We start from the raw sequence: 24983 nt of genomic DNA, 5'->3' as shown, positions 1-24983 counted from the left end.
AAACGCGGCAACGGTTTACACGCCCGCCCATGCATTTCCTCGATCAAGCCAAGATTTTCGTGCGGTCCGGCGCGGGCGGCCCCGGCGCGGTGAGCTTCCGCCGGGAGAAATTCATCGAATATGGCGGCCCCGACGGCGGCGACGGCGGCAAGGGCGGCGACATCGTGTTCGAAGCGGTCGCGGGCCTCAACACGCTCATCGACTTTCGCTACACCCAGCATTTCCGCGCGCCGCGCGGCAAGGGCGGATCGGGATCGAACAAGACCGGCGCGGGCGGCAACGATCTGGTCATCAAGGTGCCGGTGGGCACGCAGATCCTGGCCGATGACGAGGATCGCACGCTGCTGGCCGACCTGACCCGGGTGGGCGAGCGCATCGTGTTCCTGCGCGGCGGCGATGGCGGCCGCGGCAATGCGAGCTACAAGACCAGCACCAACCGCGCGCCGCGCCAGCACGGTACCGGCTGGCCGAGCGAGGAAGCGTGGGTGTGGCTGCGGCTCAAGCTGCTGGCCGATGCGGGACTGGTCGGCCTGCCCAATGCCGGCAAATCGACCTTCATCAATCAGGTGACCAACGCCCAGGCCAAGGTCGGCGAATATGCCTTCACCACCACTCGGCCCCAATTGGGCGTGGTGCGGCACAAGGGATCGGAGTTCGTCATCGCTGACATCCCCGGCCTGATCGAGGGTGCGGCGGAAGGTGCCGGCATCGGCGACCGGTTCCTCGGCCATATCGAACGCTGCCGGGTGCTGCTCCACCTGGTCGACGCCAATGACGAAAGCGTGGCGGAAAGCTATCGCATCGTCCGCGACGAGCTTGCGAATTACGGCGAGGGCCTGACCGACAAGCCGGTGGTGGTCGCGCTCAACAAGATCGACACGCTCGACGACGAACTAATCGCCGCACTGTCCGCCGAGCTGGAAGAAGCGAGCGGCGGCGAAGTCATCCCGATTTCCGGGGTCAGCGGCACCGGCGTCGACTGGGTGCTCGACAAGCTGCTCGAAATCATCGGCCCCGAACCGGGCAAGGTCGCCGAGGATGACGAGGGCGAAGACGCCATCGAGTGGTCGCCGGTCTAAAGCGGCACCGCCCCATCATTACCAAAATTCCGTTCGTTTCGAGCGTCGTCGAGCAAGGTCTTGATTAGGCCCGACGTGTCTCGACTTCGTTCGACACGAACGGATCAAGCTGCGGATGAGTCGTTCCGGTCACCCAGCTGTCGGCGCGCGACCGCCATCGCGGCCAGCACGCCCGCGCCGAACACCGCGCCTTCCAGCGTCGATGTGAGCGCGTTGCTGAGCGGGCCGAAGCCGGTATCGCCGAGCGGCGCGGTGATCCGCGCGGGATCGAGCCGCGCGGCGGGAAAGCGTGCCGCCATTTCGGCCAGGCTGCCCGCCATCAAGCGCCCACCGAGCAGCGCAATGGCCAGCCCCCCCGCCCCGCCAGCGATCGCGCCGGTCGCGATTGCGCGCCGCCACGACGCCGTGCGGGCCGTCCAGGCGCCAAGCCCCAGCGCCGCGCCGATCATCACACCCTCGCCCGCGCCGGCGATCGCGCCCGGGCTTTGGCCGATCAGAAGCTGAAACGCGTCCATGCCGAGCAGCTTGGCGAGCCCGCCGATGATCAGTCCTCCGCCCGTGCCGCCCGCAACCCAGGCCCAAAGCGGGCGATGCGCGGATATGGCCAGCGCAAGGCCGAACCCGACGCCGGCGCCGCCCGCCGCCCCGACCAGAATGCAGGCGCTGACCAGCACGAGCAGCACCGACAAGGCACCGGTGCCGGGCGCAAGCGGCAGCGACGCGGCGATCAGGCCATAGCCCAGCCCTCCGGTCATGCCGGCAAGGCCACCGCCAACCATGCCCGCCGCACCCAGCCGCACCGCCCGCGTCCAGCGATCCTCACCCTGGCGGGCCTGCACCGGCGCAGCTTCCCCGGCACCTTCGATCCGATCGACCGAGGCAACGAAGCGATAGCCGTGCTTCGGCACGGTCTCGATACAGCGCGGGTTGGCGGCATCGTCCTCCAGCACCCGCCGCAATGTGCGCACGCACTGGGTCAGCGCTTCATCGGTGACGGGCACGCCGCGCCAGACCTCGGCCATGAAGCGGTCTTTGCTGACCAGATTGCCCGCCTCGCAGACCAGCAGCAGCAACGCGTCGAAATACCGACCGCTGAGCGCCACATCGTGCCCGCCGCGCGACAGGCGCCGTTCGCGCGGATCGACCAGAAACTCGCCAAAGCGGAACCGCGTCGTCATTTTTCAGCGCGATCTCATCGCTTGCTCATGCCGCTCATCGCGCATTGCCCTAGCCGCTTGCAGGTCAACATGCACGGAGGAAACGAAATGACGCAAGCAAACGGTCTGGCGCGCGGTCGCGTCAACATCTGGCGGCTGGTCGGCTGGGGCGGTGCAGCGGGCCTGTTGCTGCTCCCGCTCGTCGCGATGCAGTTCACCCGCGAAGTCGATTGGACGCTCAGCGACTTCATCATCATGGGCATCCTGATCGGCGGCATCGGCCTGCTGATCGAGGCGGCGATGCGCGCCAGCGGCAATGCCAGCTATCGCATCGGGGCGATCGTGATGATGATCGGCTGCTTCATGCTGATCTGGGTCAATCTGGCCGTCGGCATCATCGGTGCCGAAGGCGGGCCGAACATCCTCTACGCGCTCGTCCCCACCGTGCTCGCCGCCGGCGGCATCATCGGCCGCTTTCGCGCACACGGCGTGTGCCGGGCACTTGTCGCCGCGATTATGGTTCAGGTGGTCATCGGCGCGGTCGCGGTGGCGATGGGCTGGGGCAAAGATACGCCGATCTGGCCGCGTGATATTATCGGCGGGACGGTGATCTTCACGGTCGTCTGGGGCACCGCTGCTGCGCTGTTCGCGCGCGCCGCGCGCATGGAACGCGCCACAGGCTGACAGTGGGGGCCGGGCGCGCTAGACGCGGCGGTCATGCCGTTGTTCGCGCCCGCCGACTGCCCCCGCCTGATCGTGAAGATCGGATCGGCGCTGCTTGTCGATGCCGATGGCGTGCGGCGCGACTGGCTGACCGGCATCGCCGCGGACATTGCCGATCGTGTGCGCGCGGGCCAACAGGTTGCGGTCGTCTCGTCGGGCGCGATCGCACTCGGCGCGCGGCGACTTGGGCTGGCAAAGGGCGGCCGCGCCAGCCTGGAGGACGCGCAGGCCGCCGCCGCCACCGGACAGATCGCGCTGAGCCAGGTCTGGGCGGAGGTGCTCGGCGCACAGGGGCTGACCGCGGCGCAGATGCTGGTGACGCTCGACGACCTCGAGGACCGGCGGCGCTACCTCAACGCGTCCGCGACGCTCGACCGGCTGCTGGCGCTGAACGTCGTCCCGGTCATCAACGAGAATGACAGCGTCGCCACCGCCGAAATCCGTTTCGGCGACAATGACCGCCTGGCTGCGCGCGTCGCCCAGGCGGCGGGCGCGACCGGCATCATCCTGCTGTCCGACATTGACGGCCTGTATGATCGCAACCCCGATCTGCCCGGCGCAATGCATATCGCGCGGGTTGAGCGGATCGACGCCGCGATCGCGGCGATGGCGGATCGCGGGTCGGCGAGCGGCATGGGATCGGGCGGCATGGTATCGAAGATCGAGGCGGCCCGGATCGCCTGTGGCGCCGGCGTGGCGCTCGTGATCGCGTCTGGACGTGTCGACCGCCCCCTCTCGACGGCCGCGCGCCACACGCTGTTCGTCCCCGAAAAGCGCGCGCGCGCCCGCAAGGCCTGGCTGGCCGGACGACTGACCGCGCGCGGCACCATCGTCGTCGACGCGGGCGCAGCCCAAGCCCTCGCCGCGGGCCGCAGCCTGCTCGCCGCCGGCGCGATCGCGGTGCACGGCGCTTTTTTCCGCGGCGACGCGGTGACGATCGAGGGTCCGGCCGGTCCGATCGCACGCGGCCTGAGCGAATATGATGCGCGCGAGGCGCTGAAGCTGCTTGGCCGGCGTAGCGAGGAGCATGGCGAGATCCTGGGCTATGCGCCGCGATCGGCGCTGGTCCATCGCAGCCACATGGTCCTGTTGTGACGCGCATGCTCGCGATCACCGGCGGCACGGGCTTTGTCGGCAAGCGGCTGATCGATCGCGCGCTGGCGGACGGGCATCACGTCCGCGCACTCACCCGGCGCCCGCAACCCGCGCGCGCGGGCGTGACCTGGATCGCGGGCGCGCTCGACGACCTCGACGGCCTGGCCGCGCTGGTTGCGGGTGTGGACGCGGTCATCCACGTCGCCGGCGTCGTCAATGCACCCGACCGGGCGGGGTTCGTCGCGGGCAATGTCGACGGGACGCGCGCGATAGTTGCCGCCACCGAAGCCGCCGGCGTGCGCCGCTTCGTCCATGTCTCCTCCCTGTCGGCGCGTGAGCCCGCGCTGTCGATCTATGGCTGGTCGAAGGCGGAGGGCGAGCGGATCGTGGCGACGAGCACGCTCGACTGGGTGGTGGTACGCCCGCCCGCAATCTATGGCCCAGGCGACCTGGAGATGCTCGAGATGTTTCGCCTCGCCCGGCGCGGGGTCGTGCCACTGCCCCCGCCCGGGCGCTTTTCGGCGATCCATGTCGACGACCTCGCCCGGCTGCTGCTCGTGCTCGTCGCCAGCGGCGATGCCGGCATGGTGCTGGAACCAGATGACGGGCGCGCGGGCGCATGGACGCATGTCGACTTCGCGCGCGCGCTGGGGCGTGCGGTGGGCCAGCCCGTGCTGCCGCTGTCGCTGCCGCGGGGTGTGCTGGCGATCGCGGCGCGCCTCGCGCGGCGGTTTCAGGGGGATCGCGCCAAGCTGACCCCCGACCGGGTCGCCTATTTCTGCCACCCGGACTGGGCGGCTTCCGCCGATCGGCGCCCGCCCGCGCAGCTGTGGCAGCCGGCGATCGCGACCGAACAGGGACTGGCCGAAACCGCGCGATGGTATCGCGCGAACGGCCTGCTATAAGCGCGCACCATTTAGGCCGAAAAGCCGCCGCATTTTGCGCGCAGGGCAAAAGCCAGTCACCATGAGGATCAAGATGAGCGATCGTGCCGCCACATTCGACACCGTCACCCGGCTGGTCGAGCCCTTCAACAAAAAGGGCGTCGCGTTGAGCGAGACCACGACGTTCGCCGGCGACCTGGAGTGGGACAGCCTGACCGTGATGGATTTCGTCGCGTCGATCGAGGACGAGTTCGACATCATCATCACCATGAACATGCAGGCGGAAATCGAAACCGTCGGCCAGCTGCTCGATGCGGTCGAAAAGCTGAAAAGCGCCTGACGCCCCGCCGCGTACCCGCCCATCACACGGACCCCCAAGCCATGACCGAAGCCGCCGCCACCGCCCATGCGATCCCCGAGGAGATCGCCACGCTCGCGCCCGAACGCGATCTGTTCAGCAAGTTCGACGCGCTGATTGCCGAACGCCAGGCGCTGCTGGATTCGGGCGTGCGCGATCCGTTCGCGATCGTGATGGATCAGGTCACCTCCCCCACCCAGGCGGTGATCCGGGGCAAAGAAACCATCCTGCTCGGCACCTACAACTATATGGGCATGACGTTCGACCCCGACGTCATCGCCGCGGGCAAGGCTGCGCTCGAACAGTTCGGATCGGGCACCAACGGCAGCCGGATGCTCAACGGCACGTTCCGCGATCATGTCGATGCGGAGGAAGCGTTGAAGGAATTCTATGGCGCCGATCACGCCATGGTTTTCTCGACCGGCTATCAGGCCAATCTGGGCATCATTTCGACGATTGCGGGCAAGGGTGAGTATATCATCCTCGATGCCGACAGCCACGCGTCGATCTATGACGGCTGCGCCATGGGCAACGCGGAGATCGTCCGCTTCCGCCACAATTCGGTGGAGGATCTCGACAAGCGGCTGGGTCGCCTGCCCGCGGAGCCGGGCAAGCTCGTGGTGCTCGAGGGCGTGTATTCGATGCTCGGCGACATCGCGCCGCTGAAGGAAATGGTCGCGGTCGCGCGCAAGCACGGCGCGATGGTCCTCGTCGACGAAGCCCATTCGATGGGCTTTTACGGCGCGCATGGCCGTGGGGTGTACGAGGCGGAGGGTCTGACGCTCGACGATGACGTCGATTTCGTCATCGGCACCTTCTCTAAGTCGGTCGGGACGGTCGGCGGCTTCTGCGTGTCGAACCATCCCAAGTTTGAGGTCATGCGGCTGGCCTGTCGCCCCTATATTTTCACCGCATCGCTGCCCCCGTCGGTGGTTGCGACCGCCGCGACGTCAATCCGCAAGCTGATGCACGCGACCGCGAAGCGCGAGCGGCTCTGGGCCAATGTGCGGCGGCTTCACGCGGGGCTGGTCGCGCTGGGCTTCGAGCTGGGCACCGCGCAACCGGACAGCGCGATCGTCGCCGTGATCCTGAAGGATCAGCAGCAAGCGGTGATGATGTGGCAGGCAATGCTCGAAAGCGGCGTCTATGTGAACATGGCGCGCCCGCCCGCGACGCCCGCCGGCACGTTCCTGCTGCGCTGCTCGCTGTGCGCCGAACACAGCACCGCTCAGATCGAGACGGTGCTCGAACGCTTCGCGCAGGCGGGGCGCGCGGTCGGCGCCATCGCCTGACAGGCTGCAGCGACCGGCATCACCCACCCCCAGATGGGGATTTGCTTTGCAGGCCGGCCGGGAAAGGCTAGCTTGCGCGCATGACGATGTTCGTCACAGGGGACCAGGGCATTGGGGAGCAGCTCAAATCGGGCTGGCGCACCGTCCTGCTGGTCGTCATCGGCATCCTCGGCATATTGGTGATCGCCGGCTTCGCCTTCACCCTGACCCAGTCGAACCGCGCGCGCGACCGCGCACTGGGCCTGCAATCGGGCAGCTATGAACTGATGATCCGTGCGCGCAGCCTGTCCGCCAGCGTCGCGCGGGCGGAGGCGGCGCTCGGGCGCTACGTGATCAGCGGCGACAATACGCTCGGCGTCATCTATAATGATGCGTGGCGCGACGCCAGTTTCCAGCTCGACCGGTTCGCGCGCGAGGCCGGACGTAACCCCGCCCAGCGCCAGGTGATCCGCGACCTGCGTAGCGCGTTCATCGCGCGCGGTAACGAGCTGTCCGAGATCGCGCTGCACACGCGTTACAAGCAGAACGATCAGGCGCTGTCGAAATATTACCAGGCGCGCGACACCGCCAGTCTGGCCGCGATCGGCAGGCTGCTCGACCGGGTCATCGCAATCGAACGCCGCCAGCTCGCCCAGCGCACCTTCGCGGCGGAGGCGACGCTCGATCGTTCGGCGCAGGTCGCGAGCGCGCTTGCGGGCTTCGGACTTCTCCTCCTGGTCGGCACGGCCGTGCTCGGCTGGCTGGTCGTCAAAGCGGTCGGCGATCGCGCCACGGCGGCGGCCGAAGCGGAGATGGCCCGCATCCGTGCAATCGAGCTGGAGGAAGCCGTCGAAGCCGCGACCGACCAGTTGCGCCAGGAAGCGCGCGAGCGCGCCCAGGCCGAAGCCAAGTTGCGCCAAATGCAAAAGATGGAGGCGGTCGGGCAGCTGACCGGTGGTATTGCGCATGATTTCAACAACATGCTTGCCGTTGTTCTCGGCGGGCTTGAGCTGGCACAGCGCCATATCGCGTCGGGCGCGACCGATGTGTCACGGCATATCGATAACGCGATGGAGGGTGCCAATCGCGCCGCCGCGCTGACCCGCCGGTTGCTCGCCTTTGCCCGCGCCGAACCCCTGTTGCCCCAGGCGGTCGAGGCGCGCGACATCATCGACAACATGAGCGACCTGCTCGATCGCACGCTCGGCGACCAGATCGAGGTCACGGTGCGCGACATGGGGCGCGGGTGGTGCGTGTGGGTCGACCGGCACCAGCTCGAGAGCACGATCCTGAACCTCGCGGTCAATGCACGCGATGCGATGGATGCGCGCGGCGCGCTGACCATCACCACCGGTGGGCGCACGCTTGCTCTGCACGAGGTCGGCACCCTCGACGCGGGTGACTATGTCACGATCGAGGTCCGCGACACCGGCTGCGGCATGACGCAGGACGTGATCGACCGCGTGTTCGAGCCGTTCTTTACCACCAAGCCGGTCGGCAAGGGCACGGGCCTTGGCCTGTCCCAGATCTTCGGCTTCGTCCGGCAATCGGGGGGCGATGTCGGCATCGATTCGACCCCGGGCGTCGGCACGGCGGTCACGCTGTATCTGCCGCGCCATCGTCAGTCGGGCGAAGCGGCCGGTCAGTCGGCACCGCCCCCCCGGCCCGCCGAGATCGCAGCCAATCAGGACAGTCTGGAAAGCCTCGACATCCTGGTGGTGGAAGACGACCCCCGCGTGCTCGAAGCCACCTGCGCGGCGCTGGTCGAGCTGGGCCACCGCCCGGTGCGGTGCGACGACCCGCTCGACGCGGGCCGGGTCGCGGCGGGGATGGAGCGGCTCGACCTCATCATTTCCGACGTGCTGATGCCGGCCGAAACCGGGCCGGAGATGATCCAGCGACTGCGGCCGTTGCTGCCGGGCGTCGGCGTTGTGTTCGTGACCGGCTATGCCGGCGATGCCGACGATCTGGTGGAGTTCGGCGACGCCCCGGTGCTGCGCAAGCCCTTCACGATCTCGGCGCTCTCCCACGCCCTGGCGAAGGGGGTCGCGGCATCGTCGATGGCCAGCGCGCCACGGCCGGTCGGCGCTCGAATTCGGGGCTGACGCCGCCCCACAAGCCGACTATAGCCGGCGCCACGCCGTCCGCCGAGAGGTCAACCCGTCCCCGCGATGCAAGCAATCGACCGATATATGGCCAGGCTGATCGCGGTGCCGCTTTTCTCGACGCTGCTCATCTCCGCGATGCTGCTGGTGCTCGACCGGATGCTGCGGCTCTTCGATTTCGTCGCGAGCGAAGGCGGGCCGGTCAGCGTCGTGTGGCGGATGCTCGCCAACCTGCTGCCCGAATATCTGGGGCTCGGCATCCCGATCGGCCTGCTGCTCGGCACGCTGCTCGCCTTTCGACGGCTGGCGACGACGTCCGAACTCGACGTGCTGCGCGCGGTCGGCATGGGGTATGGCCGGTTGCTGCGGGTGCCTTACCTCTTCGCGATCGGGCTGGCGGGACTGAACCTGGCGATCGTCGGCTTCGTGCAACCGCTTGCGCGCTTCAACTATGAGGAGCTGCGCTTCGAGCTGCGATCGGGTGCGCTCGGCGCGTCGATCAAGGTCGGCGAATTCACCCGGCTTGGCGCGAACATGACGCTGCGGATCGAGGAAAGCCGCAACCGCGGGTCCGACCTGTCGGGCATCTTCGTGCGCGCGGCGCAACCCGACGGCAGCTGGCTGGCGGTAACGGCGGAGACGGGGCAGTTCCTGGCGACCGACGATCCCGACGTCATCCTGTTCCGGTTGACGGACGGAACGCTCGTCCACAACGCGCCGGGCTTTGCGCAGCCCCGGGTGCTTACCTTCACCTCGCACGACCTGCCGATCGACCTGCCGAAATTCGGCGCGTTCCGCATGCGCGGGGGCCGCAACCTCGAACTCACCCTGCCCGAACTGGTCAAGCAGGGCGGCGATTCATCCAAGCCGAAAATGACCCGCGACGAAAGCCGCGCCAACCTTCATTTCCGCCTGGTCGAGGTCGCGACGATCTTCCTGCTCCCGCTGCTCGCGCTCGCGCTGGGCGTGCCGCCCAAGCGGTCGACATCGGCGCTGGGGGTCTTTCTGTCGATCATCATCATCGTCACCTATCACAAGGTGAACGAATATGGCGAAGCGATCGGCGCGCTCGGCCGTGTCGATCCGATCATCGCATTATGGGGGCCGTTCCTTCTGTTCGCGGGGCTCGTCTTCTGGATGTATTATGTCATCGCCTATGTGCCCGGCGGCCAGCCGATCGGCGCGCTCGAGCGTGTCTTCTCACGGGCGGTGAAGGCGCTGGCGCGCTACCTTCCCGGCCGGCGTCAGCCGGCATGATCGATATCCGGGCACCGCGATGAACCAGCTCAACCTTTTCCCCTCGCGAACCGTCGCCTGGTACATGGCGCGGATGTTCCTGAGCCGGACGCTCGCGGTCCTGTTCATGCTCGTCCTCGTTCTGCAGACTCTCGACCTGCTGAGCGAGTCGGGCAAGGTGCTGGCCTATCCGGGCAACGGCAACGCCGAAATCTGGCGCTATGTCGGCCTGCGCACGCCTCAGATCATCGCGCGCTTCCTGCCCTTCTCGGTGCTGCTCGGCACGATCATCACCCTGTCCACGCTCAATCAGAACAGCGAGATCGTCTCGCTAAAGGCCGCGGGGCTGTCCGCGCATCAGGTGCTGGCACCGCTGATCGTCGCCGCGCTGGGCGTGGCCGCGGTGTCGTTCATCTTCAACGAACGCATCGTCACGCGCGCCACCGCGACGCTGGCGCAGTGGGAGGATGTCGATTTCGGACCCATCCCGATCGATCGCGGCGATCGGACCAATGTGTGGGTGCGCGATGCCGACGACCTGATCCGCGTCGGTCAGGTGCGCGGGCGCGGGGACGCGGCGGTGCTGAACGACATCACCGTCTATGAGCGCGGCAACGGGTCGCTGCGCACGCTGCTCAACGTTCCGCGCGCGGTGCGCGACGGCGCGGGATGGCGCGGCGACAATGCGACGCGCTTCGATGTCGACAGCGGGACCAGCACGCGGCTTGGCCGGGTGCGTTTCGCGGAGGGGGTTCGTCCCGACCAGTTCGCGCTGGCGACCGTGAATGCGGACGGCATGTCGTTCATGGGACTGAGCGAGGCGATCGACGACCTCGACGCCGCCGGCCGACCGACCGCCGCGCTGGAGGGCGGGTTGTGGCACAAATTGTCCGGGCCGCTGTCGTCGATCCTGATGCCGCTGCTCGGCGCGGTCGCCGCGTTCGGCATCGCGCGGTCGGGCAAGCTGTTCGTGCGCGCGGTGATCGGCATGGCGCTGGGCTTTGCCTATTTCGTCGCCGACAATTTCGCGCTGGCGATGGGCAATCTGGGTGCCTATCCGCCCTTCCTGGCGGCGTGGGCGCCGTTCCTGCTGTTCCTGTTGATCGGCGAGGCGGTACTGATCCGCACCGAGGAATAGGGCGTCAGCGCGTGCGCGACACGCGCAGCGTCGATGCCGCCAGCCGCTGGAGGAGACCGGTCAGGCTGCGATAATTGGCTGCATGATACGGCGAGTGCGCCGCCAGCGCCGTCGCGAGACGACGGTGCGCGGTGCCCAGTGCATGATAGGGCAGACCCGGCAACAGGTGATGCAGCGCGTGATAGCGCAGGCCAACCGGCGCCCACAGGAACGGCAGCACCCCGGGCGGCGGCACGTTGACCGAATCCAGATACTGGGCGGTGACGCTCATCGGCTCGCCCTCGTTTTCCCACAGATGCGCGACGAGCGTGCGGACCTGATTGATGACCGCGGCGGTCGACAGGATGCCCAGAAAAATGAGGAATGCGCGCAGCGGTACGATCCCGGTTGCGACCGCCGCGATCAGCGCGATCGACCACAGGCTGGTCGCCGCCGCCTGCCAGCGCCACAGGCTGCGGGCCTCGCCCTCCGGCTCCCGCCGGCGGAAGGCGGGATTGATTGCGAGCGCCGAGAACCGGGTGACAAGCACGTCACGGAAACGCGGAAACAGCGCCGCGATCGGCGTCAGCACCGCAAAGCGGAACATCAGCGAAATGGGTGCCAGGGCCGCGACCAGCAGGAACAGCGGCAGGCTGTACGGCTTCATCCGCGCCAGCGGCAGATATTCGGGGTCGTCGGCCGTGCCATAGCGCGTTCGCGCATGATGGAGATTGTGCACCCCTTCGTACATGAAGGACGGGACGAACAGCGGAACGCCGATCAACGCGTTCCAGCCGAGCCGAAATCCGGGCAGCGACGAATGCTTCACATGGCTGAGCTCGTGGATGAAGCTTTCGGCGCGGTAGAGCGCGAACACCGCAATCGCGCCGGCGGCGATCGCCCAGACGGGTGACGCGAGCAGGATCGCGCCGGCAAGCCCCGCATAACCGATGGCGGCCGACACGATCAAATCGGTCCAGTAGATGGCGGGCCTTGGCGCATGCAGATCGCGCGTCAATTCGGCCGCGGTGCGCAACATCGCCTTGTCATCCGCGACACGCACGGTCGTCGCACGGCTGTCGGTCGCCGCGCGGGGCATGTCGCGGCGGTCAAGGGTCAGGCTGGTCGTCATTGGCGCGCTCATTGCCCGAAGATAATGGCAACACGGTGGCATTACAGCCCCCGCCCCCCGCAGTGCTTGACAGCGAAGCCACAACTGCGGACGTGAACGGCAACGCATCAGGGGAATTCGAGCCTTGGCAACACATCCGGTCACCGTCCGCCCGGTCGTCACCGCGCGCGACCGCACGGCCTTTATCGATCTCGCCTACCGGCTGAACGCGGACGATCCGAACTGGGTCGCACCGCTGAGGCAAGAGGTCGTCGAACGGATCACGCCCAGCAAGAACGCCTGGTTCAGCCATGGCGAGGCGCAGCTGTTCCTGGCTGAACGCGGGTCGCGGGTGGTCGGCCGGATCAGCGCACACATCGATCACCTCGCGCTCACCATGCCGCCCGAAAAGGGCTTTGGCCCCGGAACCGGCTTCTGGGGCTTGTTCGAGGCCGAGGACGCGGAGGTGACGGCGGCGCTGATCGATACGGCAGAGGGCTGGTTGCGCGGACGCGGCCTCAACCGGGCGGTCGGGCCCGTCAGCCTGTCGATCTGGGAGGAGCCGGGCCTGCTGATCCAGGGATATGATCATCCCCCCACCGTGATGATGGGGCATCATCGCGCCGAATATCGCGGCTGGATCGAGGCGCGCGGCTATCTGCCGGCCAAGCGACTGGTGACCTATGAGCTCGATATCAGTCGTGAATTTCCACCCCTGATCCGGCGGATCGTCGCCGCGGGCGAGAAGAGCTCGAAAATCCGCGTTCGATGCGTCGACAAGTCGCGCTTTGCCGAGGAAGCGGCCATCATCCTCGGCATCCTGAACGACGCATGGTCGGACAATTGGGGCTTCGTGCCGCTCACGCCGCCCGAAGTCGAAGAGGTCGGCCGGAAGCTGAAGCCGATCGTGTTCAACGAACTGATCCGCATCGCCGAGGTCGACGGCGAGCCGGTTGCGTTCATGATCACGCTGCCTGACCTCAACGAACCGTTGAAGCCATTGAGGGGGCGGCTGTTTCCGTTCGGCTGGGCCAAGCTGTTGCTGTGGCTGCGCGCGCCCAAGTCGCGCACGATGCGCGTGCCGCTGATGGGCGTGGTGAAGCGCCTGCAATCCTCACGGCTTGCAAGCCAGCTCGCCTTCATGATGATCGAATATATCCGTCGCGATGCATCGACAAAGTTCGGTGCGACACGCGGTGAGATCGGCTGGATCCTGGACGATAATCAGGGAATGATCGCGATCGCCGATGCGATCGAAAGCCGGATCAACCGCATCTATCAGATATATGCGCGCGCGCTCTGAACCGGGGCGCGGGCCGTCCGACAAAAGAAAGGGCATGGCGTGACCGAAAGTCGCGCCATGCCCGAGTTTACCGCATTGACCATGGGGTCAGCCGATGCGGAGAAACCGTCGATCGAGCCGGATCGACCTTATTTCAGGTCGACCAGCGGGTCGTAGCCTTCGCGCTCGATCCATTGGGCGCGCGTCGCGCAAACCTTGCGCTTGATCCGCGAGCCGGTCGTGTCGACCATCACGCAATATTTGGGTTCGGACGCCGCCTGCGCGGCGGTGTCGACCGGGGCGGAAGCCTTGGTCTCGGCGGCGGCCGGACCGATGGCGACAGTGGCCAGCGCGCCGAACGAAGCGGCGGCGATCGCGCGAGCGATGCGGTTCATGAAATCCTCCTGTATCCCTCCGCAGGCGGGGGCTGCCTGCTCCACACACATTGCATTGGCCGTGCCAACTTATAGAATTGTTCTGATTCAAACACTTAATCGGTGTGTTACTGGTGCAGTTCACCAAGTCGCGGGATTTTCTCCCGCAATGTCGCACCCCGCACCATTCAGGCTCCGGAAAGCATCGGCGCGAGTCGTGAGTCGCCCGCCGTCGGGGCAGTCGGGAATTAGCGCAGGCGGACCCAGGTCGGCGCGTGATCGCTTGCCTTTTCCCGCCCGCGATGCGCCTTGTCGACGCCGGCATCGACGAACCGGTCGGCGGCCGGGGGACTGAGCAGCAGGTGATCGATACGAAAGCCCGCGTCGCGCTGCCACGCGCCGGCTTGATAGTCCCAGAATGTCCATGGCCCGCCGCCCGGATGGCGCGTGCGCAGGCTGTCGGTCCAGCCCTGCGTGAGCAGCCGGCGATAGGCCCGCCGCGACTCCGGCTGCACCAGCGCGTCATCGGCCATCGCGCGCACCGAAAACACGTCGTCGTCATTGGGAATGACGTTGTAATCCCCGGCGAGCACGACCGGCTGCTCGGTCGCGAGCAGGTCGGCGGCACGGGCGGCCAGGCGATCGAACCAGCGCAGCTTATAGTCGAATTTGGGGCCCGGCACCGGGTTGCCGTTGGGCAGGTAGATCGACGCGATGACGAGGCCATCGACCTCGGCTTCGAGATAGCGGCTCTGATCGTCCGCGTCGTCACCCGCCAGCCCGCGCTGGCGTTCGACCGGCTCGCGCCCGTGCGCGAGGATGGCGACGCCGTTGAACCCCTTTTGTCCGTGCCAGATCGCGTTGTAGCCGAGTGCGCCAATCTCCTCGGCGGGAAACCCCTCATCCGCGGTCTTCAGCTCCTGAAGGCAGACGATGTCGGGGCGCTCCTCGTCCAGATATTCGAGCAGACGCGGCAACCGGGCGCGGATGCCGTTCACATTGTAGCTGACGATCTTCACGACGCGCGGGCGCGGTCAGACGGAAAAGCTGGTGCCGCAGCCACAGCCCGACGCCGCATTGGGATTTTCGACGCGGAACGCTGCGCCGCCGAGCGATTCGACATAATCGACCGCCGCCCCGCGGACGAGGTCGATGCTGACCGGATCGACGACCAGCGTCGCGTCCGCGCCAACCGCCACCACGTCATCAGGCTCCGCCGCATCGGCCAGCCCAAAGCGGTATTGAAAGCCCGAACAGCCGCCACCCTCAACCGACAGCCGCAGGATGGCGGGCTTGCCCTGGCGCTGTGCGATCGCGGCAACGCGCGCCGCAGCGGCGTCGGTCAGGCGGATTTCTGCGGTGTCGGTGGCCATGCTCATACGCCCGAACATAGGTGGGCGGGACCCGCGCGGCAATGCGTCGTCGGACGCGAGGGTTCAGTTCGCCGGGCCGCCGATCGAGCCCGCCTGGCGGCTGCGCAGGGCCCGGTCCTGGAGTGCGAGCAGATGGTCGCCGCTGCGCAGATAGGGAATCGGGTCCACCGCCGCGCCGTCGATGCGCACTTCGTAATGCAGGTGACTGCCGGTCGAACGGCCGGTCGATCCCATCAGACCGATGATCTGGCCGCGCCGCACGCGCGTATTGGGGCGCACCATCAGCTTCGACAAATGGCCGTAGCGGGTTGCGATCCCCTTGCCATGGTTGATTTCGATCATGTTGCCATAGCCGCCCGAACGCTCGGACTTGGCAACGATGCCGTCGGCGGTGGCATAGATCGGGGTGCCCAACGGGCCGGGGATGTCGATGCCCGAATGCATCGCGGCGGTGCCGCGGAACGGGTCGGAACGAACCCCGAAATTGCTGGTGAGCGTCAGGTCCTCGACCGGCTGCAGCGACGGGATCGCGATCACCGCTTCCTCGAGCGTGTCGAGCTTCTTCCAGCTCTGGAACAGCGAGCGGAACTGCGCCTCGGCATCGGCTTCGGTCGCCGAGGTACCGGCCGGTGCGGCCACCGCTTCAAACGGGCCGCCCATCGCGCCGTTCAGGCGTTCGGGGCGAATGCCCATCCGGCGCAACTGCTGGGCGGTCGCCTGATAACGTGCCTCGATCGCGGCGCGGGCCTTGGCGGCATAAGCGACCTGGCGGGCCTCGACCCGACGGAGCGGCGCGGTCACCTCGGCCGAAATCCGGCTGACCCGCACGTCTCCGCCTGCTTCGGGCAGTTCAACACTGTCCGGATCAACCTCGCCCGAAAGCGCCGCGGCGATCACCGCCTGGCGCTTCTCGACCCGCGCGGCGTGCGCGCGTGCCTGCCGCTTCGCGGCCTGGACGTCGGCTTCGAGCGCAGCGACTTCGGCTTCCATGCGCCGCAACCTTGCTTCGGGCGAAACGTCGGCGATGAGCCCGGTGGCGGTCACCGCATGATAGCCGGCCTGCGCGGCGCCGTAGGAGGAAAAGGCGATGGTGACCGCGGCGACCCCCGCCATCACCGCCTGGCTGGCCGCGCCCAATCGGATGCGGCGAAGTGCGCGCCCGTCATGGAACATCACATCGCGCGGCACGAAAAGCTTGCGGAACTTCTCGACCATCTTCGCGTTCGGATTTCGCACGGTGGGCAGATGCTTGGCAGTTGCTGGCTTGATCTTCTTCAAATCCACGACTCCGACGCGCATCGCTGCGGATGCGTGCGTTAGTTGGGTTGTCCAGCAGCCCCTCCGCCTCTGGTGACACGCTTGTTACGGGTCGATCAGACAGGCGCAAGCTCGGCGTAATAATCGCGCGTTAGACCGGCTGTGGTCCGCGCCGAGTCGTTGAACGGCGGTTTGATCGCCCCCCTGAAATGCTGCGTGACAAGCATTTGCCAGTGCCGGGGCGCGTCATGTCCCGCTTCGCGACAGGCCGATTCGAACCAGCGCGTGCCCGCCGAGACGTGCCGGATCTCATCGTTGAGAATCCGGGTCAGAATGCGCGCACTCGTCCCGTCGCCGGCCGCTTGAAGGCGTTCGATGGTCACCGGCGTGACGTCCAGACCGCGTGCTTCGAGCACCATCGGCACGACCGCGAGGCGGGCGAGCGGATCGTGAGCGGTCGCCATTGCGGCGTCCCACAAGCCGTCATGCGCAGGGAGCGCGCCATAGCCGCTGCCCAGTGACACCAGCCGCCGGTGCAGCAGTGCGAAATGCATCGCTTCGTCCGCCGCGACCGCAATCCAGTCATCGACGAAGCCGCGCGGGAACGATGCACCAAAGCGTCCGATCAGGTCGAACGCCAGGTCGATCGCGACGAACTCGATATGCGCGAGCGCGTGGAGCAACGCGATCCGGCCGCGCGCCGAGCCGCCCCTGCCGCGCCGGGGCATTTCTGCAGCGGGCAGCAATTCAGGATGCGCGGGGCGTGCCGGCACGCGGGGCATCGGGACATCGAAACGGTGCGCCAGGCCGCCGCGCCGCCACGCCCGCGCCGCCGTGCGCGCCGCCATCACCTTCGCGGTCGGTCCGGCGGTCGTCAGCACACCGTGCGCCGCGGCGGCGATACTCGTCGTCACGTCGCAGCCAGCGCCTTCACGGCATCGAGCACTTCCTCGGCATGGCCGGGCACCTTCACCTTGCGCCATGCGCGGACCAGCCGGCCATCGGCGCCGAACAGGAACGTGGAACGATCGATGCCCATGTATTTCTTGCCGTACATGCTCTTTTCGGTCCACGCGCCGAATGCTTCGAGCACGCGATTGTCGTCGCCGTCGCTCGCGAGCGAAATTGCCAGCGCATATTTGTCGATGAACTTGCGATGCTTCGCGGGCGGATCCTTCGACACACCGATCACGTCGGCCCCTGCCGCCTGAAACGCCGGATACAGCGCCGAAAAGCCCTGCGCTTCCTTGGTGCAACCGGGCGTGTCGTCCTTGGGATAGAAATAGAGGACCAGCGGCTTGCCCGCGAAGCTCGTCAGTTCGACCTCGCGGTCGTCGGCCATGGTCAGGGTGAGCGCCGGCAATGCATCGCCGATTTCGATCGCCATCGTCATTCTCCCGGTTGGTCGCCGGACACGCGGGTCCAGCACGCGCGGACCTCCTGCCGCGCGGCGTCGAGCGACGCAACCACCTGCCCCCAATCCCGTAGCCCGAGCGCACCAGCGACCAGCCTGCGCGTCGCCGGCGCCGGCGGCTGCGCGTCGGGGGCTACCAGGCGCAGCACGACGAGCAGGCGGTTGAGCAGATCGTGCGCGTCGCCCAGCGCGTCGGGTAGCAGCCCCTGTGTTGCGAGGTCGCCGATCGCCATGCGCAGATCGGGATGAAAGGCGGTGCGGTGCACGAGCTGCTGGACATGCACGGCAAATTCCAGGTCGACCAGCCCACCCGGCAGCAGCTTCGCGTCGAGCGGCCCCTTGGGCGGCTTGTGCGTCGCCATCTCCGCGCGCATCCGGCAGCTGTCGGCGCGAAGGTCGCGGTCGGGCCGCTCGCCCGCCAGCACGCGCCCGATCACCTCCGCCACCGCTGCGCGCGCGCCCACGCTGCCAAAAATCGGCCGCGCACGCGTCAGGGCCATGTGCTCCCACGTCCACGCGCTTTCCGCCTGATAGCCGTGGAAGCCGTCGAGCGAGACTGCGATCGGGCCCTGATTGCCCGACGGCCGCAGCCGGGTGTCGACGTCGTACAGCGGCCCCGCTGCGGTCGGCACCGACAGCGCCGCGATCACCCGCTGCGCCAGCCGATTGTAATAGAGCACCGCCCCCAGCGGCTTTTCGCCATCGGACTCGGCCGCATAGTCGCCGGTAAAGAGAAAGACGAGATCAAGGTCGGACGCATGGGTGAGCGCGCCGCCGCCCAGCCGGCCGAGCGCCAGGATCACCAGCTCGCTGTCGCGAACGCGGCCGTGCCGTTCCTCGAACGCGGCGACGGTTGCGCGGGCCAGCACCTCGACCGCGGCTTCGGCGACGCGCGAATAACCGGCGGACACGCTCAGCGGATCGCTGCTGCCCGCAATGATTTGTGCACCCAGCGCAAAGCGTTTTTCGTTCACCACGCGGCGGACATGATCGAGCATCGCCTGATAGTCGCAGCCTGCCTCTACCGCGCACATCTCATGCGCCAGGGCGGCGACGTCGCCGACCGGATCGAGAGCGGTCGCGTCGATCAGCCCATCGAGCAGCTCGACGCGGCGGCCAAGCAGGTCGGCCAGCGTCGGCGCATGGCACAGGATCATGCTGAGCAGCCGGGTCAGCGCGGGGCGCGCCTCCATCAGCCGAAGGAAATTGATCGCGCTGGGCAGTTTCGCCAGCACCGCATCGAGCCGGTTGATCGCCAGCGCGGGATCGGGCGCGCAGGCGAACGCCTCGATCAGGCCGGGCAGCACCGCTTCCAGCGCCGCCTGCGCCGGTGCGCTGCGCAACGCGGGATAGCGTCCACCGCGCCAGGTTTCGATCCGCTGTGCGACCGCCGTCGCCGCATCGCCGAACCCGGTGGTGGCGAGCGTGTCGGCCAGCCGCTCAACCGATGTCGGCAGGCTGTCGTCAGCGTCGCTGTCGAGCGCATCATAATGCCGCCCGACCCGCCGGACCGGATCGTTCAGCAGGGCAAGCAGCGCGTCGCCGTCCGCCAACCCGTGCAGCGCGGCCACGCGGTCGATCGCTTCGGCCTGGGTCGGCAGCGCATGGGTCTGGCGATCGTCGATCATCTGCAGCCGGTGCTCGATCGTGCGCAGCAGGACATATGCGTCGGACAGGTCGCGGGCCGCCGCGGGGTCGATCCAGCCCGCCCCGGCGAGGGCGTCGATCGCGTCGAGCGTGGCGGGCACACGCAGCGCGGGGTCGCGCCCGCCGTGAATCAGCTGATGGATCTGGGCAAAAAATTCCACCTCGCGAATGCCGCCACGACCCCGCTTGAGGTCATAGCCCGGACCGAACGCCTGGCCCTGGGCGTGGTGGTCACGGATGCGCCGGGTGATCAGGCGGATATCGTTGATCGCACCATAATCAAGCGCGCGCCGCCAGATGAACGGCCGGATCGCCTGGAGGAAGCGCTCGCCGAGCTCGCTGTCGCCGGCGGCCGCGCGCGCGCGGATGAACGCGGCACGCTCCCATGGCAGCGCCTGTGATTCGTAATAGGTGATCGCCGCGTCGACCGGCAGCGCGATCGGCGTCACCTCGGGCGAGGGACGCAGCCTCAGGTCGATGCGCAGCACATAGCCGTCGCCGTCGCGGGCCTGCAGCAATTCGATGACGCGCCGTCCGATCCGCACCGCAGCCTCTTCGGGGGCCTCGCGCGGGCGGCACGGCAGCCGCGCCGGGTCGAACAGCAGGATGGGATCGATGTCGGAGGAATAGTTGAGTTCGCGGCTGCCCTGCTTGCCGAGCGCGATCGCGGCAAAGCCGACCGGTTCAGCCTCGGGCGTCCGTTCGCGGATCGCGGCGCGGATCGCCGTATCGAGCGCATGGTCGGCAAAGTCGGAAAGCAGCCGGGTGGTCGCGCGAAAATCGAGCGCGCCTGACAGGTCGCCGATCGCCGCGATCAGCGCGAGGCGACGGCGCTGGAGACGCAGTTGCTGTGCGGTCGTCGCGGCTTCGAGCGCGAGGCTGGCCGAGAGCGGATCGCGAAGGAAACGCGCCGGATCGCTGACGATTTCCGGTTCGCGTTCGGCGATCATGGCCAGGAACGGGGCGTGGCGGCAGGCGCGGTCTACCGCCTTCGCCAGCGCCGCGGGATCATAGCGATCGGGATCAAGCATGACCGCGGCTTCGACAAAATCGCCGATTTGAGCAACAAATTTCCCGTTGGCCCGTTAATCCCGGCATGTCGAAGCCACGCGCCCCTGCTGCCGATCCCAGGCAACCGGACCTGATCCAGGTGACGCGCCCGCGTGCGCGCGATCCGATCGGCGCAGCATTGCGCGATGCCTATGACCCGGACGACACGCTGCCGGACGATTGGATCGAACTCCTCGCGGCGATCGACCAGTCATCGCGGCGCGGCGGGGGTCACGAGCACGGCTGATCCCCGCACGACTTTCAACGCTGCGCCGGTCAATGATCCCGGCTCAGCTCCTCCACCTCACCCATGATCGCGTCGAGCGGGCTTTCGCCGCTCTCGTCGCGGGACGATTGACGGGAGGGCAGCTGACCCTCCTCGATCAATGCCTCCAGCGCGACGCGGCCGCGCGCGACGCGGCTCTTGATCGTGCCCACCGCGACGCCGCAGATCTCGGCGGCTTCCTCATAAGCGAAGCCACCTGCGCCGACCAGAATGAGCGCCTCACGCTGCGCCTGGGGAAGCAGCAGCAGCGCGCGCTGCATGTCGCCCAGTTCGACGTGCCGGTCCTGGCTCGCCGGCGCGGCGAGGAGCCGGTCGGCAACCAGATCGTCCCACTCGCCCTTGAAGCGCGAACGCCGCATCTGGGAAAGATAAAGGTTGCGCAGAATGATGAAGGTCCAGGCGCGCATGTTGGTGCCGGCCTGGAAACGCTGACGCGCCGCCCATGCCTTCATCAGGGTTTCCTGCACCAAGTCATCGGCGAGATCGCGATTGCCCGACAGCGAACGGCCAAAGGCGCGCAGATGCGGGATGACATTGCCCAGCTCTTCCTTGAACGCCGCGTCGGACAACGCCACGTGCGGAACGTCAGCTGCGGGCTCGTCTTGCGATTGCACTTCTTCTGACACTATCATTCCCGCACGAAAAAGTCAGTCGACGCCCGGATTGCGGGATGGGAACGCCATGCCGCATCAGTCCGCTTGCGTCGTCCCGGCCGGACCGTAGCCACCTATTTCCAGAACAACACGGCAAAAATCACGACGACCAGCGTCAGCGAGATCGCCAGGATATATCGGGTCATGTGCGGCGTCGCGCCAGCCCGTGCCTTTTCCCCATCAATATGGGGTTCGTTTCGGGGATCAGTCATATCGCTATAACCGACGAAAATCGAATTGGCTCCGCGTTGGACCCGCAAACAATTCGTTTCGACCCCCGAACGACGACAAATATCCGTTCGTTATTGCGCCGGCACCGTCGCCTGATCGAAAAACAGCGCTTGGCTGATCGCTGCCTTGACCGTCGACCGCTGGAACGGCTTCGTGATCATGAAGGTCGGCTCGGGGCGCTCCCCGGTCAGCAACCGTTCCGGGAACGCAGTGATGAAAATGACCGGTACGTTGAACTCGCTCAGAATGTCCTTGACCGCATCGATGCCGCTACTGTCGTCGGCCAACTGAATATCGGCGAGGACCAGACCGGGCCGATCCTCCATGGCCAGCGCCACCGCCTCGTCACGCGTAACCGCAACGCCGGTTACATCGTGGCCGAGGTCACGGACGATCCCCTCGAGGTCCATCGCGATCATCGGCTCGTCCTCGATGATCAAAACGCGCGCCCGTGTCTGTCGCTCGATTTCGGTCAGGGCCTCTGCGACCAGCGTCTCGACCTCGTCGGCGGACGAGTCGATCAGGAATGCCGTGTCCTCGGAGGTAAAGCCCTCCATCGCGGTCAGCAGCAGCGCCTGCCGCGACAGCGGTGCGACCCGCGCCAGTCGCGCCCGCGCGATCGACTCGTTCTCGCCGTCCGGCCCGTCTCCGGGGAAATCGTCCGATACGTCGCTGTTGGCTGAATTCCAGATCACCTGGAACGTGCGGTACAGGCCCAGTCTGGGATCGACGTTGCGCGGAAATTCATCGGGGGCCGCGACGATCGCCTCCAGCGCGGTACGGACGTAACGGTCCCCCTGCTGCTGGCTTCCCGTCAGCGCGCGGCCGTAACGGCGCAGAAACGGAAGGTGCGGCGCAAGCTGCTGTCCAAGCGACATAATATCGTCAATCTCCCATAGCGCGACGTGACCCCTGACGGTGCACGGCGCAAGCCAACTTCAATCGTGGTTTCCATGGAGGACAATGCGCACCCCCACAATGCACCGAAAACATGGAACCATCGAACGCGGTTTTTGTTTCATCGTCAATCCGACGCAGTTACTGTGGCCGGAAGGGGCGTCGCGCATCGCTCCGTTCGATACGAGGTTCGATGACGGGCGGATACGCCGCGCCTGGAAAAATTGGGATATGGGGGACGTGGTGCAGTCGGCGAGTGGTCGGAAAGACAAGATGACGGAAAAGCCATCGAACGAGGACGCGCGCAGGGAAAAGACCAAGCCCAAGACCCCGGGCGATGTCGGCGACGCGCTGCGCGCTGTCTATCGCGAGACGATCGATGAGGCGGTTCCCGACGAAATGCTCGACCTGCTGCGCAAGCTCGGCTGAGCACGCTGCGTGCTGATCTGACTCCGTTGGCCGTTTACCGCCGTGCCGGATGATCCCAGCCCCGCGCCGGATCGGCGTGACGACCCTGCCCACCCGCTGCTTTCGCTTGCCGTCGCTATCCCGACCGGCGCGAAGGTATTCCTGATCCTCAGCGTCGCGCTGCTGCCGCTTGCCCTGATCGCGGCCTATGCGTCGATCCAGACCTCCCGCATCGCGGACCAGGAAGCCGCCGCGCGGCTGCGTGTCGCCGCCGCCGAAGCCTCACGGGCCCTGTCGATCGAGCTGGGCGGTGATCTCGCCGCGTTGCGCGCCGGATTGAACGCGCTGGAAGCCGATCCGACCGACACGGGCGCGTGCGCGCGGGTGCAGGGCGTGTATGCAGCGCAGGCCACGACTGGCGTCCAGTTTCACATCACCGGCAAAGCCGGCGCGGTGCTGTGCGGGAGCCAGATTCCGGAGGATGCGGCCCGCGCGCTGCAATCGAGCGCGCGCGGGACCGTAATCGTGCCGGCGCGCGGCCTCGCCGTGCGGCTGACCGCGCCGGGTGACGAGGGGGTTCGTGCGGAGGCCTTCTTCCCCATCGCCTTTCTCGGCTCGATTGCCCGCCCGACGGGATTCTTGTCGCGCTACGGCGCTGCGCTAGCCAGCGAGGATGGCCGGCTTTCACTCGAGGCGCTGCCGGACGGCGGCATCCTCGACGGCGTGGAGGAAACGCGCCTCCCGCTCGGAATCGAAGACCTGGCGCTCGAAATGCGGATCTATGGCGCACCGATCACGACGACGCTGATCGTCACGATGCTGCTGCCCCTGTTGATGTGGTTTGCGGCGGCCGCGATTGCCTGGTTCGTCGTCGACCGCCTGCTGATCCGACCGCTGCGTCGCCTGCGTCGGATCGTTGGCAACTATCGCCCCGGCGATACGCTCGCCGTTGAACATTTCGGCACCCTGCCCGCTCAGGAAATCCACGCGCTGAGCGAAACGTTCCGGGCGATCACCGTCACGGTACGCACGCACGAGGCAGGGCTGGCCGAGGGTCTGGTGCGACAAACCCGCCTCACGCGCGAGGTGCATCATCGCGTGAAGAACAATCTTCAGGTGATTGCGAGCCTGATCAATTTCCACGCGCGTTCGACGTCGGACACAGCCGCAAGCGAAGCCTATGCCGCCATCCAGCGCCGGGTCGACGCGCTGGCGGTCGTCCATCGCCATCATTATGCGGAGCTGGAGGAAAATCGCGGGCTGGAGCTGCGCGCCGTCATCGGCGAGCTGGCGTCCAACCTTCGCGCCAACGCACCTGATTCAGCGGCGCGGACGTCGATGACCCTCAACGTGCATCCCGTGCTGGTTTCCCAGGATGTGGCGGTGGCCGTCGCGTTTCTGATCACCGAACTGGTCGAGCTCGCAATGGAATGCAGCCCAGCGGGTATGCTCAGCATCTCGGTCCGGCCGACCGACGGAAACGAGCGCGCGGTCGTGCGGATCACGTCGCCGGGCCTCGTCGATTCACCCGATTTCCAGTCGCTGATGCAGACTCGCTACAGCCGGATCATCACCGGCCTGGCACGCCAGCTTCGCTCGACGCTGCATCATGACCCGCTTGCCGGGTTCTTCGAAATCCCGATCGTCGCGCACGCCGAGGGCTAGCGAAGATTTTTTTGCGCGTGCGCGAAAACGCACGGAACCGAAAACGCCGTCCATGGTTTCTAGGTGCGGATAGCGACCTTATGCCCCCCCGCTCGCGCTATCCACTCTATAGGCCCGAAGGCGTCACACCTCTCCCCCCCGCTGTGACGCCTTCGGGCCTTCACTTTTCCGGCCGAGACCGGATTCCGCGGGTCGGATGTCCCCTTCGCTTTCACCCAAGATACCGGCGATCCCGACGTGATCGCGTCGCAAACGGAACGATTGCGCGCACCGGACATTCTGGACTGGTCAAACCCTGAATGATGGAGCG

Annotated in this window: 25 protein-coding genes; 13 read left to right on the top strand and 12 right to left on the bottom strand. The window is 67.1% G+C overall.

Annotation, left to right across the window (positions count from 1 at the left end; genetic code table 11):
• Positions 1–29: 29 nt before the first annotated feature.
• Positions 30–1079, top strand: coding sequence for a GTPase ObgE (gene obgE, locus GO308_RS02965; RefSeq protein WP_240883754.1), 1050 nt, complete (start codon positions 30–32; stop codon positions 1077–1079).
• Positions 1080–1183: 104 nt separating this feature from the next.
• On the opposite strand, the gene GO308_RS02960 is transcribed toward obgE, so the two are convergent.
• On the bottom strand, positions 1184–2257 hold the full coding sequence (locus GO308_RS02960; RefSeq protein WP_240883753.1) for a transcriptional regulator: 1074 nt from the start codon (positions 2255–2257) through the stop codon (positions 1184–1186).
• An 87-nt stretch (positions 2258–2344) separates the two neighbouring features.
• On the opposite strand from GO308_RS02960, the gene GO308_RS02955 reads away from it, so the two are divergent.
• The 8 genes from GO308_RS02955 to lptG all read left to right on the top strand — a co-directional run bounded on the left by GO308_RS02955 (position 2345) and on the right by lptG (position 11046).
• Positions 2345–2920, top strand: coding sequence for a hypothetical protein (locus GO308_RS02955; protein ID WP_240883752.1), 576 nt, complete (start codon positions 2345–2347; stop codon positions 2918–2920).
• A gap of 33 nt (positions 2921–2953) precedes the next feature.
• Positions 2954–4054 carry a glutamate 5-kinase gene (gene proB, locus GO308_RS02950; protein ID WP_240883751.1) on the top strand — a complete coding sequence of 367 codons (1101 nt, stop codon included), beginning with the start codon at positions 2954–2956 and terminating at the stop codon, positions 4052–4054.
• A 5-nt stretch (positions 4055–4059) separates the two neighbouring features.
• On the top strand, positions 4060–4959 hold the full coding sequence (locus tag GO308_RS02945; RefSeq protein WP_240883750.1) for an NAD(P)H-binding protein: 900 nt from the start codon (positions 4060–4062) through the stop codon (positions 4957–4959).
• Positions 4960–5032: 73 nt separating this feature from the next.
• The gene (locus tag GO308_RS02940) at positions 5033–5278 is read left to right on the top strand and encodes an acyl carrier protein (RefSeq protein ID WP_240883749.1); all 246 of its coding nucleotides are present in this window, start codon (positions 5033–5035) and stop codon (positions 5276–5278) included.
• Between the two features lie 41 nt (positions 5279–5319).
• A complete protein-coding gene (locus tag GO308_RS02935) occupies positions 5320–6588 on the top strand; it encodes an aminotransferase class I/II-fold pyridoxal phosphate-dependent enzyme (protein WP_240883748.1) in 1269 nt (422 codons plus the stop codon).
• Between the two features lie 80 nt (positions 6589–6668).
• Positions 6669–8672, top strand: coding sequence for an ATP-binding protein (locus GO308_RS02930; protein ID WP_240883747.1), 2004 nt, complete (start codon positions 6669–6671; stop codon positions 8670–8672).
• Between the two features lie 66 nt (positions 8673–8738).
• Positions 8739–9929, top strand: a complete 1191-nt coding sequence (lptF, locus tag GO308_RS02925; RefSeq protein ID WP_197417179.1) for an LPS export ABC transporter permease LptF — start codon at positions 8739–8741, stop codon at positions 9927–9929.
• 19 nt (positions 9930–9948) lie between these two features.
• Positions 9949–11046: an LPS export ABC transporter permease LptG gene (gene lptG / locus GO308_RS02920; protein ID WP_240883746.1), complete on the top strand. Its 1098-nt coding sequence runs from the start codon at positions 9949–9951 to the stop codon at positions 11044–11046.
• 4 nt (positions 11047–11050) lie between these two features.
• Here the strand turns inward: lptG and GO308_RS02915 are convergent, their stop codons facing one another.
• On the bottom strand, positions 11051–12157 hold the full coding sequence (locus GO308_RS02915; protein WP_240883745.1) for a fatty acid desaturase: 1107 nt from the start codon (positions 12155–12157) through the stop codon (positions 11051–11053).
• Between the two features lie 124 nt (positions 12158–12281).
• Between GO308_RS02915 and GO308_RS02910 the strand changes: the two genes are divergently transcribed.
• A complete protein-coding gene (locus GO308_RS02910; protein WP_240883744.1) occupies positions 12282–13439 on the top strand; it encodes an N-acetyltransferase in 1158 nt (385 codons plus the stop codon).
• A gap of 128 nt (positions 13440–13567) precedes the next feature.
• Here GO308_RS02910 and GO308_RS02905 read toward each other — a convergent pair whose 3' ends face one another.
• From GO308_RS02905 to GO308_RS02875, 7 genes are all read right to left on the bottom strand, one after another.
• The gene (locus tag GO308_RS02905; protein WP_066482520.1) at positions 13568–13813 is read right to left on the bottom strand and encodes a hypothetical protein; all 246 of its coding nucleotides are present in this window, start codon (positions 13811–13813) and stop codon (positions 13568–13570) included.
• A 227-nt stretch (positions 13814–14040) separates the two neighbouring features.
• Positions 14041–14811: an exodeoxyribonuclease III gene (gene xth / locus GO308_RS02900; protein WP_240883743.1), complete on the bottom strand. Its 771-nt coding sequence runs from the start codon at positions 14809–14811 to the stop codon at positions 14041–14043.
• A gap of 15 nt (positions 14812–14826) precedes the next feature.
• Positions 14827–15165: an iron-sulfur cluster insertion protein ErpA gene (gene erpA, locus GO308_RS02895; protein ID WP_066482809.1), complete on the bottom strand. Its 339-nt coding sequence runs from the start codon at positions 15163–15165 to the stop codon at positions 14827–14829.
• Positions 15166–15228: 63 nt separating this feature from the next.
• Entirely contained in the window at positions 15229–16443 is a 1215-nt protein-coding gene (locus GO308_RS02890; RefSeq protein WP_231726532.1) for a M23 family metallopeptidase, read from the bottom strand.
• Between the two features lie 95 nt (positions 16444–16538).
• Positions 16539–17336: a ferritin-like domain-containing protein gene (locus tag GO308_RS02885; protein WP_240883742.1), complete on the bottom strand. Its 798-nt coding sequence runs from the start codon at positions 17334–17336 to the stop codon at positions 16539–16541.
• Positions 17333–17815, bottom strand: coding sequence for a peroxiredoxin (locus GO308_RS02880; protein WP_066482533.1), 483 nt, complete (start codon positions 17813–17815; stop codon positions 17333–17335). The genes GO308_RS02885 and GO308_RS02880 overlap by 4 nt, the downstream gene beginning before the upstream one ends.
• A complete protein-coding gene (locus GO308_RS02875) occupies positions 17812–20514 on the bottom strand; it encodes a bifunctional [glutamine synthetase] adenylyltransferase/[glutamine synthetase]-adenylyl-L-tyrosine phosphorylase (RefSeq protein ID WP_240883741.1) in 2703 nt (900 codons plus the stop codon). Before GO308_RS02875 ends, GO308_RS02880 begins: the two co-directional genes overlap by 4 nt.
• A gap of 65 nt (positions 20515–20579) precedes the next feature.
• On the opposite strand from GO308_RS02875, the gene GO308_RS02870 reads away from it, so the two are divergent.
• Positions 20580–20780 (top strand): hypothetical protein, encoded by a 201-nt coding sequence (locus GO308_RS02870; RefSeq protein WP_066482536.1) that lies wholly within the window; start codon positions 20580–20582, stop codon positions 20778–20780.
• Between the two features lie 29 nt (positions 20781–20809).
• Here the strand turns inward: GO308_RS02870 and GO308_RS02865 are convergent, their stop codons facing one another.
• The 3 genes from GO308_RS02865 to GO308_RS02855 all read right to left on the bottom strand — a co-directional run bounded on the left by GO308_RS02865 (position 20810) and on the right by GO308_RS02855 (position 22581).
• Positions 20810–21451, bottom strand: a complete 642-nt coding sequence (locus GO308_RS02865) for a sigma-70 family RNA polymerase sigma factor (protein WP_240883740.1) — start codon at positions 21449–21451, stop codon at positions 20810–20812.
• 95 nt (positions 21452–21546) lie between these two features.
• Positions 21547–21684: a hypothetical protein gene (locus GO308_RS02860; protein ID WP_197419032.1), complete on the bottom strand. Its 138-nt coding sequence runs from the start codon at positions 21682–21684 to the stop codon at positions 21547–21549.
• 90 nt (positions 21685–21774) lie between these two features.
• Positions 21775–22581: a response regulator gene (locus tag GO308_RS02855; RefSeq protein ID WP_066549434.1), complete on the bottom strand. Its 807-nt coding sequence runs from the start codon at positions 22579–22581 to the stop codon at positions 21775–21777.
• Positions 22582–22666: 85 nt separating this feature from the next.
• On the opposite strand from GO308_RS02855, the gene GO308_RS02850 reads away from it, so the two are divergent.
• Together GO308_RS02850 and GO308_RS02845 are read left to right on the top strand one after the other, a co-directional pair.
• Positions 22667–23029: a NepR family anti-sigma factor gene (locus GO308_RS02850; RefSeq protein WP_240883739.1), complete on the top strand. Its 363-nt coding sequence runs from the start codon at positions 22667–22669 to the stop codon at positions 23027–23029.
• A gap of 42 nt (positions 23030–23071) precedes the next feature.
• A complete protein-coding gene (locus GO308_RS02845) occupies positions 23072–24673 on the top strand; it encodes a sensor histidine kinase (protein WP_240883738.1) in 1602 nt (533 codons plus the stop codon).
• Positions 24674–24983: the final 310 nt, after the last annotated feature.

It is taken from the genome of Sphingomonas sp. SFZ2018-12 (genome assembly GCF_022496715.1).
In the GTDB taxonomy this organism is placed as follows: domain Bacteria; phylum Pseudomonadota; class Alphaproteobacteria; order Sphingomonadales; family Sphingomonadaceae; genus Sphingomonas.
Note: the sequence above shows the minus strand (reverse complement) of the source record. Positions and strands in the feature narration are given on the sequence as shown.

Coding starts and splice junctions, on each gene's coding strand:
- lptG (WP_240883746.1), top strand. CDS start 9,949: ATGAACCAGCTCAACCTTTTCCCCTCGCGAACCGTCGCCTGGTACATG.
- lptF (WP_197417179.1), top strand. CDS start 8,739: ATGCAAGCAATCGACCGATATATGGCCAGGCTGATCGCGGTGCCGCTT.
- GO308_RS02865 (WP_240883740.1), bottom strand. CDS start 21,451: ATGATAGTGTCAGAAGAAGTGCAATCGCAAGACGAGCCCGCAGCTGAC.
- GO308_RS02930 (WP_240883747.1), top strand. CDS start 6,669: ATGACGATGTTCGTCACAGGGGACCAGGGCATTGGGGAGCAGCTCAAA.
- GO308_RS02915 (WP_240883745.1), bottom strand. CDS start 12,157: ATGACGACCAGCCTGACCCTTGACCGCCGCGACATGCCCCGCGCGGCG.
- obgE (WP_240883754.1), top strand. CDS start 30: ATGCATTTCCTCGATCAAGCCAAGATTTTCGTGCGGTCCGGCGCGGGC.
- GO308_RS02905 (WP_066482520.1), bottom strand. CDS start 13,813: ATGAACCGCATCGCTCGCGCGATCGCCGCCGCTTCGTTCGGCGCGCTG.
- GO308_RS02955 (WP_240883752.1), top strand. CDS start 2,345: ATGACGCAAGCAAACGGTCTGGCGCGCGGTCGCGTCAACATCTGGCGG.
- GO308_RS02935 (WP_240883748.1), top strand. CDS start 5,320: ATGACCGAAGCCGCCGCCACCGCCCATGCGATCCCCGAGGAGATCGCC.
- GO308_RS02945 (WP_240883750.1), top strand. CDS start 4,060: ATGCTCGCGATCACCGGCGGCACGGGCTTTGTCGGCAAGCGGCTGATC.
- GO308_RS02855 (WP_066549434.1), bottom strand. CDS start 22,581: ATGTCGCTTGGACAGCAGCTTGCGCCGCACCTTCCGTTTCTGCGCCGT.
- GO308_RS02850 (WP_240883739.1), top strand. CDS start 22,667: ATGCGCACCCCCACAATGCACCGAAAACATGGAACCATCGAACGCGGT.
- GO308_RS02880 (WP_066482533.1), bottom strand. CDS start 17,815: ATGACGATGGCGATCGAAATCGGCGATGCATTGCCGGCGCTCACCCTG.
- proB (WP_240883751.1), top strand. CDS start 2,954: ATGCCGTTGTTCGCGCCCGCCGACTGCCCCCGCCTGATCGTGAAGATC.
- GO308_RS02940 (WP_240883749.1), top strand. CDS start 5,033: ATGAGCGATCGTGCCGCCACATTCGACACCGTCACCCGGCTGGTCGAG.
- GO308_RS02960 (WP_240883753.1), bottom strand. CDS start 2,257: ATGACGACGCGGTTCCGCTTTGGCGAGTTTCTGGTCGATCCGCGCGAA.
- GO308_RS02870 (WP_066482536.1), top strand. CDS start 20,580: ATGTCGAAGCCACGCGCCCCTGCTGCCGATCCCAGGCAACCGGACCTG.
- GO308_RS02860 (WP_197419032.1), bottom strand. CDS start 21,684: ATGACTGATCCCCGAAACGAACCCCATATTGATGGGGAAAAGGCACGG.
- erpA (WP_066482809.1), bottom strand. CDS start 15,165: ATGGCCACCGACACCGCAGAAATCCGCCTGACCGACGCCGCTGCGGCG.
- GO308_RS02875 (WP_240883741.1), bottom strand. CDS start 20,514: ATGCTTGATCCCGATCGCTATGATCCCGCGGCGCTGGCGAAGGCGGTA.